The following is a 10,467-nucleotide window of genomic DNA, read 5'->3' on the forward strand; positions in this document are numbered from 1 at the left end:
CCCCGGGTCGTAAAGTGCGGGGATGCAGCTGGTTTCGGCACACTCGGCGGAGCTTTTCGTCGGGCCGCCGGACGCGCCGCTGCAGCTGGCCCGCGTCACCGTTTCGGAGGTGGCCGAGCCCGCGCCCGTCCGCGTCGATGGCGACGGTGTCAGCGGTGCGGCGGTGGCTGGGGTCGGCGACACGGTGGTCGAGGTCCCGGTCCGGGTGGACCGCCCGGTGGTCGGGCAGCGGCGGGCGGCGCGAGCGCTGGGCGACGGCGCCGCGCAGCCGTTCGAGTTCGTCGTGGCCGAGCCCGGCTGGACCATGTTCATGGTCAGTCACTTCCACTACGACCCGGTGTGGTGGAACACCCAGGGCGCCTACACCAGCGAGTGGGCCGCGGACCCGCCGGGCCGGCAGACCAACAGCTTCGAGCTGGTGCACGCGCACCTGGAGATGGCCCGTCGCGAGCCCGAATACAAGTTCGTGCTGGCCGAGGTCGACTACCTCAAGCCGTACTGGGACACCCACCCCGAGGACCGCGCCGACCTGCGCCGGTTCCTGGCGCAGGGCCGCGTCGAGGTGATGGGCGGCACCTACAACGAACCCAACACCAATCTGACGAGCCCGGAAACCACCATCCGGAACCTGGTGCACGGCATGGGATTTCAGCATCACGTGCTGGGCGCCGACCCGGCCACCGCCTGGCAGCTCGACGTGTTCGGCCACGACCCGCAATTCCCGGGGTTCGCCGCCGACGCGGGGCTGACGTCGAGCTCGTGGGCCCGGGGACCGCACCACCAGTGGGGGCCGGGTGGCGACGTGGACCGAATGCAGTTCTGCAGCGAGTTCGAGTGGATCGCGCCGTCGGGCCGCGGCCTGCTCACCCACTACATGCCCGCGCACTACGGGGCGGGCTGGGGGATGGACTCGTCGGCCTCGCTCGCCGAGGCCGAGGCCGCCACCTTCGCGCTGTTTCGTCAGCTCAAGCGGGTCGCGCTGACCCGTAACGTGCTGTTGCCCGTGGGCACCGACTACACGCCGCCGAACAAGTGGGTCACCGCCATCCACCGCGACTGGGCCGCGCGCTACACCTGGCCGCGCTTCGTGTGCGCGCTGCCCCGGGAGTTCTTCGCGGCCGTGCGCGCCGGGCTGGCCGAGCGCGGCCGCCTGCCCTCACCGCAGACCCGCGACATGAACCCGATCTACACCGGCAAGGACGTCTCCTACATCGACACCAAACAGGCCAACCGGGCCGCGGAGAACGCCGTCCTTCAGGCCGAGCGGTTCGCCGTGTTCGCCGGGCTGACGACCGGCGCCGACTACCCGCAGGCGGGGCTGGCCAAGGCGTGGGTGCAGCTGGCCTACGGCGCACACCACGACGCCATCACCGGCTCGGAGTCCGACCAGGTCTACCTCGACCTGCTGACCGGCTGGCGCGACGCGTGGGAGCTGGGCCGCGCGACCCGCGACGCCTCGCTGGCGCTGCTGTCCGGCGCGGTGGATGGTGACGTCGCGGTGTGGAACCCGCTGGCCCGGCAGCGCACCGACATCGTCACCGCGCGGCTCGACCCGCCGCTCGGGGCCGGGGTGCGGGTGCTGGACGCGGACGGCGCCCAGCTGCCCGCACTCGTCGAGGACGGCGGGCGGTCGGTCACCTGGCTGGCGCGCGACGTGCCGTCGCTGGGCTGGCGGGCGTATCGGCTGGTGGCCGCCGGCGCACCGGCAGGCTGGGAACCGGTGCCGGGCGCGGCGATCGCCAACGAGCACTACCGCCTCGAGGTCGACCCGGCGCGCGGCGGGGGAGTGATGTCCCTGGTTCGGGACGGCCGCGAGCTGATCGCCGACGGCCGGGTGGGCAACGAGCTGGCCGTCTACGAGGAATACCCGGCGCACCCGACGCAGGGCGAGGGCCCGTGGCACCTGCTGCCCCGGGGGCCGGTGGTGTGCTCGTCGGAGTCGCCGGCCCGGGCGCGCGCCTACCACGGCCCGCTGGGGCAGCGGCTCGTCGTCACCGGGCGGATCGGCACGCTGCTGCGCTACACGCAAACCCTGACGCTGTGGCGCGGCGTGCCGCGGGTGGACTGCCGCACCACCATCGACGAGTTCACCGGGGCCGACCGCCTGGTACGGCTGCGCTGGCCCTGCCCGGTGCCGGGCGCCATGCCGGTCAGCGAGGTCGGTGACGCCGTCGTCGGGCGGGGCTTCGCCCTGTTGCACGACGGGCCCGGCTCGGTGGACACCGCGCGGAACCTGTGGACGTTGGACAACCCGGCCTACGGCTGGTTCGGGCTGTCCTCGGCGGCGCGCGTCCGGCTGGGCGATGGGGTGCGGGCGATCTCGGTGGCCGAGGTGGTGTCGCCGGACGAGGCGGAGTCGGGACCGCTGGCCCGCGAGCTGATGGTCGCGCTCGTCCGGGCCGGGGTGACGGCCACCTGCAGCGGCGCGGACAAACCGCGCTACGGCGATCTCGACGTCGATTCGAACCTGCCCGACGTGCGCATCGCGCTGGGCGGGCCCGCCCGCAACGCCTTCACCAAGGCGGTGCTGGCGCAGGCCGGCCCGGCGTACGCGGACGAACTGGACCGCCAGTTGACGACGACGGGCCACGCCAGGGTCTGGGTGCCGGCCGCGACACCGTTGGCCGCGGCGTGGGTGCCCGGCGCCGACCTGCGTGCGCCGGCGGCGCTGCCGGTGCTGGTCGTCGCCGGCCGTGACGAGGAAGGCCTGGCCGCCGCGATCGCGTCGCTGGTCGAGGACCTCGGCGACGCCGAGATCGTTGTCACCCAGCGGGCGGGGGCGGGCTCCGCCGACTTCGAAGACCGCACCGTCGCCCTGCTCAACCGCGGCGTGCCCAGCTTCGCCGTCGACACCGAAGGCACCCTGCACACCGCGCTGATGCGCTCCTGCACCGGCTGGCCGTCGGGCACCTGGATCGACGAACCGCGCCGCACCGCCCCGGACGGCTCGAACTTCCAGCTCCAGCACTGGACACACGTCTTCGACTACGCGCTGGTCTGCGGTGACGGTGACTGGAGGCGCGCCGAGATCCCCGCCCGCAGCGCGCAATTCGGCCACCCGCTGCTCGCCGTCGCCGCCGCCGGCGGGGCGGGCGGCGCGCTGTCCGCCGCCGGGTCTCTGCTGCGCGTCGAGCCGCCCGGCGTTCAGCTGGCCGCGCTCAAGGCCGCCGGCAACCCGCTCACGGCGGGCAGCGCCCGGCCGGTCGACCCGGGCGCAGTGGCGCTGCGCTTGGTGGAGACGACGGGCGCGGGGGCCAGCGTGGCGATCGGCTCGGACATCGGCCAGGTCGGCGACTTCCGCGACGCCGACCTGCTCGAGGCCCCGCGCGCGGGCCGCCCGCTCGACCTGCATGGCTACCAGGTGGCCACCGTCCTGGCCCGATTCGAGACGCGCGGCTTGCGAACGGAGTCCACCGCGCTGGCCCCGGACGCCGAAACCGCCCAGCCGTTGTACGCGCGCTACTGGCTGCACAACCGGGGCCCCGCGCCCCTCGGCGGGCTGCCGGCCGTCGCGCATCTGCATCCCGCGCGGGTGGCCGCCGAGCCGGGCGGCGAGGTCGTGCTGCGCCTCACCGCGGCCAGCGACTGCAGCGACGCGACCCTGGCCGGGACGCTCACGCTGGTATGCCCGCAGGGCTGGTCGGCCAAGCCCGACCAGCTGCCCCTTTCGCTGCGCCGCGGCGAGTACCGGGAGGCCGACGTGGCGGTGTCGGTGCCCGCCCGCGCCGAGCCGGGGCTGTACCCGGTCCGGGCCCAGCTGCGCATCACCGGCGACGAGGTGCCGGCCGCGTGGCGACAGACGGTCGAGGACGTATGCATCGTCGAGGTCGGCGGGTGCGAGGGGACGGAGCTGATCTACCTCGCCCGGGGGCCGGCCGACGTCGAGTTGGCCGCCGGCGACACCGCCGCGCTGACCGTAACGGTCGGCAGCCACGCCGGGGCGGACCTGGCGTTGGAGGCGCACCTGATCAGCCCGTGGGGCACGTGGGAGTGGGCAGGCCCCGCCGCGGTGGGCGCGGTGCTGCCCGCCCGCGGCAGCGCCGACCTCAGTTTCGCGGTGACCCCCGCGGCCTGGGTGGAGCCGGGCCAGTGGTGGGCCCTGGTCCGGGTCGGCTGCGCCGGCCGGCTAGTGTACACCCCGGCGGTAAGGGTTTCGGTGGCATGAGCGTGGTGGCGACGGTTGCCGGCGTCCCGGTCTCGGTCGACGAGGTCGACGCGGCCGAGGCACGGCTGCGCGGCGGACCGGGCGCGGCCGCCTTGCCGGCCGGCGGCACCGGGGAGGGGCGTCAACTGCGGCGCTGGCTGACCCAGTTGATCGTGACCGAGCGGGTTGTCGCCGCCGAGGCCGACGCGCGCGGCCTGAGCGGGCGGGGCGCGCCGAGCCAGTCCGACCTGCTGCCCGACGCGACGGCCCGGCTGGAGATCGGCAGCGTGGCCGCGGCCGCGCTGGCCGACCCCCGCGCGCGGGCGCTGTTCGCCAACGTCACCGCCGCGGTGCGCGTCACCGATGCGGAGGTGGCCGCCTATCACGCCCGCAACCCGCTGCGGTTCGCCGAGCCGCGCCGCGATGAGCACGGCTGGCGGGCCCCGTCGCCGGCCGGGCCCCCGCTGGATGACGTGGCATCGGCGATCGCCGACCATCTGCGGGGTGCCGCGCGGCGCCGCGCCTTCCGGGTGTGGCTGGACGCGCGGCGGGCCGAGCTGGTGCGGCTCGCGCCCGGCTACGAGCACCCCGGCGACCCCCATCAGCCCGACAACACCCACCGGCACTGATCGCGATGCTCACCCTCTGCCTGGACATCGGCGGCACCAAGATCGCCGCGGGTCTCGCCGATCCCGACGGCGCGCTGGTGCACACGGTCATCCGGCTCACGCCGAGCGGCGGCGCGGCCGAGGAGGTCTGGGCCGCGGCCGAGGCGACAATCGCCGACGCGCTCCGCGTCGCCGACGGTGCGGTGGCGGCGGTGGGCATCGGTTCGGCGGGCCCCATCGACGTGCACGGCGGCACCGTCAGCCCCATCAACATCAAAGGCTGGCAGCGCTTTCCGCTGCGCGACCGGGTCGCGGCCGCGGTGCCGGGCGTGCCGGTACGGCTCGGCGGCGACGGGTTGTGCATGGCGCTGGGTGAGCACTGGCGTGGCGCCGGCCGGGGCGCGGACTTCATGCTGGGCATGGTGGTGTCCACCGGGGTGGGCGGCGGGCTGGTGCTCGGCGGCGTTCCCTACACCGGCCGCACCGGCAACGCCGGTCACGTCGGGCACGTGGTCGTGGCGGACGCCGGCCCGCCCTGCGTGTGCGGCGGCCGCGGCTGTGTCGAGGCCGTCGCGTCCGGACCGTCGATGGTGCGCTGGGCGCGGGCCAACGGTTGGTCCGCGCCGCCCGCCGCGGGCGCCCGGGAGTTGGCCGCCGCCGCGGCGGCAGGGGATCCGCTGGCGCGCCGGGCGTTTCGCAGGGGGGCCACCGCGCTCGCGGCCATGATCGCGTCGGTCGGCGCCGTCTGCGACCTGGACCTCGTGGTCATCGGGGGAGGCGTCGCCAAATCCGGCAGCCTGCTCTTCGATCCGTTGCGGGAGAAACTCGCCGAGTACGCCAGACTGGATTTTCTCGCCGGCCTGCGTGTGGTGCCGGCCGAGCTCGGCGGCGAGGCCGGTTTGGTCGGTGCCGCCCGGCTGGCCGGCCTCGGCTGACCGCCCGCCGCCCCCACCGTTTTGGCTGACGGGGGCGCGTCGGGCTATCCTGGTTGCCGATCCACCGAAGACCGTCGGTCACCGAGAAATCGGTTGAAGGTCCGGGAGCATCCCGGCGGCCCACGCAGGAGGACGAGGCAGCAGCGCCGGCCCGCGCCGGCGTCCTTTCACGCCCCGGCCGCATCCTGCGCCGGGGCGTTCGTCGTTCCTCCGGTGATCACAGACGACACGTCGCATGGCTTTCACTTCAGGAGGTACGCATGGCCAGGGCTGACAAAGCCACCGCCGTGGCAGACATCGCCGAGCAGTTCAGGGAGGCGACCGCCACCCTGATCACCGAGTACCGCGGTCTGACGGTGGCCAACCTGGCCGAGCTGCGCCGGTCGCTGGGCGGATCGGCCACCTACTCGGTGGCCAAGAACACGCTGATCAAGCGGGCGGCCTCCGAGGCCGGCGTCGAGGGCCTCGACGAACTGTTCGCCGGGCCCACCGCCATCGCGTTCGTCACCGGGGAACCGGTCGACGCCGCCAAGGCCATCAAGACCTTCGCCAAGGAGAACAAGGCGCTGGTCATCAAGGGCGGCTACCTGGATGGCCGCACGCTGACCGTCGCCGAGGTCGAGCGCATCGCCGACCTGGAGTCGCGCGAGGTGCTGCTGGCGAAGCTGGCCGGCGCCATGAAGGGCAACCTCGCCAAGGCGGCCGGCCTGTTCAACGCGCCCGCCTCGCAGGTCGCCCGCCTCGCGGCCGCGCTGCAGGAGAAGAAGGCCGCACAAGCACCCGCGGCACCGGCCCCCGCACCCGCCGAATCCACCGAAACCTCGGCCGAAGCCGAATAAACCCCCAACCGGAAATCAGGAAGGACCCACACACCATGGCGAAAATGTCTACCGACGACCTGCTTGACGCCTTCAAGGAAATGACCCTCTTGGAGCTCTCCGACTTCGTCAAGAAGTTCGAGGAGACCTTCGAGGTCACCGCGGCCGCTCCGGTCGCCGTCGCCGCGGCCGGCCCGGCCGCCGGTGGCGCCCCCGCCGAGGCCGCCGAGGAGCAGTCGGAGTTCGACGTCATCCTCGAGGCCGCCGGCGACAAGAAGATCGGCGTCATCAAGGTGGTCCGCGAGATCGTCTCCGGGCTGGGCCTCAAGGAGGCCAAGGACCTGGTCGACGGCGCGCCCAAGCCGCTGCTGGAGAAGGTCGCCAAGGAGGCCGCCGACGAGGCCAAGACCAAGCTCGAGGCCGCCGGCGCCACCGTCACCGTCAAGTAGCTCCACGTCGAAAACCCCCGGACCGCGCCGCGGCTCCGGGGGTTTTCGCGCGCTCAGCCCGCCCGCATCGCCGACCGCAGGGATTGCGCCGCCCGCTCGGGTGAATCACCCAGCGCAACAAGCAGATTCGAATTCATCGACGCCAGCAGGGGCAGGACGGCGGCCCCGTCGTGGCCGTAGTAGCCGGCCAGCTCCAGCATCACGAAGCCGTGGATCAGCGCCCAGAACTGGGCGGCGGTGGCCACCACGGCCGCGTCGTCGTCCGGCGAGCCGGCGCTGATCCGGCCCGCCAGCATGCATCGGTGCACCCCGCGCACGACGTGCGCGAAGCTCGGGTAGTGCTTCTCGATGTCGGCGACCGACAGCCTCAGGACGTTGTCCGCCGGCGCGTTGATGCCGTGCGCGCTGGTGCTGCCGAACATCAGCCGGTACATGTGCCGATGCTTGATGGCATAACGCCGGTAGGCCGCGCCGATCGCGAACAGGTCGGCGACCGGGTCGGCGGTCTGCGGCACCGTCAGCGCGGCGTCGAACTGCCGCAGCCCCTCAGCGGCCACCTCGGCGATCAGGCCCCGCATCCCGCCGAAGTGGGTGTAAACGGCCATCGTCGAGGTGCCCGCCGCGCCGGCGACCTTGCGGGTCTGCAGCGCGTCGGGGCCGTGCTCGTGCAGCAGGTCCACCGCGGCGGACAGCATCTCGTCGCGGACACTGCGCGGGCTCGCCGAAGTCGCTTCCGAAGTCATCGTTGCCATCTTCCCATCCGCGGCGTACGTTACCTATAACAGCGTCATATCAATGTTATAGGAGCTCAGCGATGACGTCCGTGCAAACCGCCGAAACCCGGAATCCCTATCTCGAAGGCTTGCTGGCGCCGGTGAGCGCCGAGGTCACCGCGACCGACCTGCCGGTCACCGGGCGCATCCCCGAGCACCTCGACGGACGGTATCTGCGCAACGGGCCCAACCCGGCCGAAGAGGTCGACCCGGCCACCTATCACTGGTTCAGCGGCGACGGGATGGTGCACGGCGTCGCGCTGCGCGACGGGAAGGCCCGCTGGTACCGCAACCGCTGGGTCCGCAGTCTGTCGGTGTGCGCCACCCTGGGCGGGCCGACGCCGGCCCGGCTCGACCCGCGGGCTGGCATGCTCTCGCTGGGCGCCAACACCAACGTCTTGACCCATGCCGGCCGCACCCTGGCGCTGGTCGAGGGCGGTGTCGCCAACTACGAGCTGACCGAGGAGCTGGATACCGTCGGGACGTGCGATTTCGACGGCACCCTGTCCGGGGGCTACACCGCGCATCCGCACCGGGATCCGCGCACCGGCGAATTGCACGCCGTCTCCTACTCGTTCGCCCGCGGGCGAACCGTGCAGTACTCGGTGATCGACACCCGGGGGCGGGCCCGCCGCACGGTCGACATCGAGGTGTCGGGGTCGCCGATGATGCACGACTTCTCGCTGACCGACTCCTACGTCGTCATCTACGACCTGCCGGTGACGTTCGACCCGGCGCAGGTGCTGCCGGTGACCATGCCCCGCTTGCTCGGCCTGCCGGCCCGGCTGGTGATGCAATCGCTGATCGGGCGCGTGCGGGTACCGAGCCCGATCAACGCCGCGATGAACCGCAACCCGAAGCATTCCGACCGGATGCCGTACGCGTGGAACCCCAACTACCCGGCCCGCATCGGCGTGATGCCCCGCGAGGGCCGCGAGGGCAACGCGGGCAAGGATGCCATCCGCTGGTTCGACATCGAACCCTGCTACGTCTACCACCCGCTCAACGCCTACTCCGAAATGCGGGACGGGGCCGAGGTTTTGGTGCTCGACGTGGTCCGCTACTCGCGGATGTTCGACCGCGACCGGCGCGGCCCCGGCGAGGCCCCGCCGACGCTGGACCGCTGGACCATCAACCTGGCGACCGGCGCGGTGGCCACCGAATGCCGCGACGACCAGCCGCAGGAATTTCCAAGGATCAACGAAACCGTGCTGGGCGGGCGGCACCGCTTCGGCTACACCATCGGCGCGTCCTTCCAGGGCGCCCAGCCCTGGCTGTACAAGCACGACTACGCGACCGGGGTGCGCGAGGTCGCGGCGCTCGATCCCGCCCTTGTGCTCGGGGAGATGTCTTTCGTGCCCAATCCCACGGCGCGAGCCGAAGACGACGGCATCCTGATGGGCTACGGCTACCACCGCGACCGCGACGAAGGGCAATTGGTGCTGCTGGATGCCCAGACCCTCGAGCCGGTGGCTACCGTCCACCTGCCGCAGCGGGTGCCGATGGGCTTCCATGGCAACTGGGCGCCCACTGGCTAACGCGCGTTGAATAGGACGCCCGCCGGCGGCGGCGGCCCGATCTCAGGTCAGCCAATTTTTCCGGGCTGTGCCCCGCAACCCTGATGCCGCGTAGCAAGCGTGCGCTACAGTGACTCATGCCACATAAAAGGGCAGGTGGCGGGCATGAGCGTCGACGGAAGGATCTCCCATGGGTGTCGCTATTGAGGTGAACGGCCTCACGAAGTCCTTCGGGTCGTCGAGGATTTGGGAAGACGTGACGCTGGAGATCCCTGCCGGGGAGGTCAGCGTCCTGCTGGGGCCGTCGGGTACCGGCAAATCGGTGTTCCTGAAGTCCCTGATCGGTCTGTTGCGGCCCGAGCGCGGCTCGGTCGTCATCGACGGCACCGACATCCTGCAGTGCTCGGCGAAAGAGCTGTACGAGATCCGCACGCTGTTCGGCGTGATGTTCCAGGACGGTGCCCTGTTCGGTTCGATGAACCTCTTCGACAACGCGGCCTTCCCACTGCGCGAGCACACCAAGAAGAAGGAAAGCGAGATCCGTGACATCGTCATGGAGAAGCTGACCATGGTGGGTCTGGGCGGCGACGAGAAGAAGTTCCCCGGCGAGATCTCCGGCGGTATGCGCAAGCGCGCCAGCCTGGCCCGCGCCCTGGTGATGGACCCGCAGATCATCCTCTGCGACGAGCCCGACTCGGGTCTGGACCCGGTTCGCACCGCTTACCTGAGCCAGCTGATCCTCGACATCAACGCCCAGATCGACGCCACGGTCCTGATCGTCACGCACAACATCAACATCGCCCGCACCGTGCCGGACAACATGGGCATGCTATTCCGGCGCAAGCTGGTCATGTTCGGCCCGCGCGAGGTGCTGCTGACCAGTGACGAGCCGGTCGTGCGGCAGTTCCTCAACGGCCGCCGCATCGGGCCGATCGGCATGTCCGAGGAAAAGGACGAGTCGACCATGGCCGAAGAGCAGGCCGCCCTCGAAGCCGGTCAGCACGCCGGCGGTGTCGAGGAGATCGAGGGAGTGCCGCCGCAGATCGTCGCCTCGCCGGGGATGCCGGAGCGCAAGGCCGTGGCCCGGCGCCAGGCGCGGGTGCGCGAGATTCTGCACACCCTGCCGCAAAAGGCGCAGGCCGCGATCCTCGACGACCTGGAGGGCACCCACAAGTACCGGCCGCACGAGGTCGGCGACTAAGAGCCGGCCCGACGGTCGCGCG

At 72.2% G+C, this 10,467-nt stretch carries 8 protein-coding genes; 7 read left to right on the plus strand and 1 reads right to left on the minus strand.

The features are described from left to right. Positions 1–22: 22 nt before the first annotated feature. From KXD96_RS07525 to rplL, 5 genes are all read left to right on the plus strand, one after another. A complete protein-coding gene (locus tag KXD96_RS07525) occupies positions 23–4,165 on the plus strand; it encodes an NEW3 domain-containing protein (RefSeq protein WP_260743921.1) in 4,143 nt (1,380 codons plus the stop codon). Beyond that, positions 4,162–4,773 carry a malonyl CoA-ACP transacylase gene (locus KXD96_RS07530; RefSeq protein WP_260743922.1) on the plus strand — a complete coding sequence of 204 codons (612 nt, stop codon included), beginning with the start codon at positions 4,162–4,164 and terminating at the stop codon, positions 4,771–4,773. The genes KXD96_RS07525 and KXD96_RS07530 overlap by 4 nt, the downstream gene beginning before the upstream one ends. A 5-nt stretch (positions 4,774–4,778) precedes the next feature. Continuing rightward, positions 4,779–5,687, plus strand: a complete 909-nt coding sequence (locus KXD96_RS07535) for an ROK family protein (RefSeq protein ID WP_260743923.1) — start codon at positions 4,779–4,781, stop codon at positions 5,685–5,687. A gap of 260 nt (positions 5,688–5,947) precedes the next feature. Next, positions 5,948–6,526: a 50S ribosomal protein L10 gene (rplJ, locus tag KXD96_RS07540; RefSeq protein WP_260743924.1), complete on the plus strand. Its 579-nt coding sequence runs from the start codon at positions 5,948–5,950 to the stop codon at positions 6,524–6,526. Positions 6,527–6,561: 35 nt separating this feature from the next. Beyond that, positions 6,562–6,954, plus strand: a complete 393-nt coding sequence (gene rplL, locus KXD96_RS07545) for a 50S ribosomal protein L7/L12 (protein ID WP_055401244.1) — start codon at positions 6,562–6,564, stop codon at positions 6,952–6,954. Positions 6,955–7,007: 53 nt separating this feature from the next. Here rplL and KXD96_RS07550 read toward each other — a convergent pair whose 3' ends face one another. Continuing rightward, complete coding sequence (locus tag KXD96_RS07550) at positions 7,008–7,706, minus strand: TetR/AcrR family transcriptional regulator (RefSeq protein WP_396878182.1); 699 nt, start codon at positions 7,704–7,706, stop codon at positions 7,008–7,010. 62 nt (positions 7,707–7,768) lie between these two features. Here KXD96_RS07550 and KXD96_RS07555 point away from each other — a divergent pair, with 62 nt between their 5' ends. Both KXD96_RS07555 and KXD96_RS07560 read left to right on the plus strand, forming a co-directional pair. Next, positions 7,769–9,265 (plus strand): carotenoid oxygenase family protein, encoded by a 1,497-nt coding sequence (locus KXD96_RS07555; RefSeq protein ID WP_260743926.1) that lies wholly within the window; start codon positions 7,769–7,771, stop codon positions 9,263–9,265. Between the two features lie 169 nt (positions 9,266–9,434). Further along, positions 9,435–10,445 carry an ABC transporter ATP-binding protein gene (locus KXD96_RS07560; protein WP_260743927.1) on the plus strand — a complete coding sequence of 337 codons (1,011 nt, stop codon included), beginning with the start codon at positions 9,435–9,437 and terminating at the stop codon, positions 10,443–10,445. The last annotated feature ends 22 nt before the right edge of the window (positions 10,446–10,467 follow it).

Origin of the sequence: Mycobacterium sp. SMC-2 (assembly GCF_025263485.1) — a bacterium.
In the GTDB taxonomy this organism is placed as follows: Bacteria; Actinomycetota; Actinomycetes; order Mycobacteriales; family Mycobacteriaceae; genus Mycobacterium.

Bases quoted from the DNA above. Each gene is read 5' to 3' on its own strand.
- KXD96_RS07525 (WP_260743921.1), top strand. From the start codon at position 23: ATGCAGCTGGTTTCGGCACACTCGGCGGAGCTTTTCGTCGGGCCGCCG.
- KXD96_RS07530 (WP_260743922.1), top strand. From the start codon at position 4,162: ATGAGCGTGGTGGCGACGGTTGCCGGCGTCCCGGTCTCGGTCGACGAG.
- KXD96_RS07535 (WP_260743923.1), top strand. From the start codon at position 4,779: ATGCTCACCCTCTGCCTGGACATCGGCGGCACCAAGATCGCCGCGGGT.
- rplJ (WP_260743924.1), top strand. From the start codon at position 5,948: ATGGCCAGGGCTGACAAAGCCACCGCCGTGGCAGACATCGCCGAGCAG.
- rplL (WP_055401244.1), top strand. From the start codon at position 6,562: ATGGCGAAAATGTCTACCGACGACCTGCTTGACGCCTTCAAGGAAATG.
- KXD96_RS07550 (WP_396878182.1), bottom strand. From the start codon at position 7,706: ATGGCAACGATGACTTCGGAAGCGACTTCGGCGAGCCCGCGCAGTGTC.
- KXD96_RS07555 (WP_260743926.1), top strand. From the start codon at position 7,769: ATGACGTCCGTGCAAACCGCCGAAACCCGGAATCCCTATCTCGAAGGC.
- KXD96_RS07560 (WP_260743927.1), top strand. From the start codon at position 9,435: ATGGGTGTCGCTATTGAGGTGAACGGCCTCACGAAGTCCTTCGGGTCG.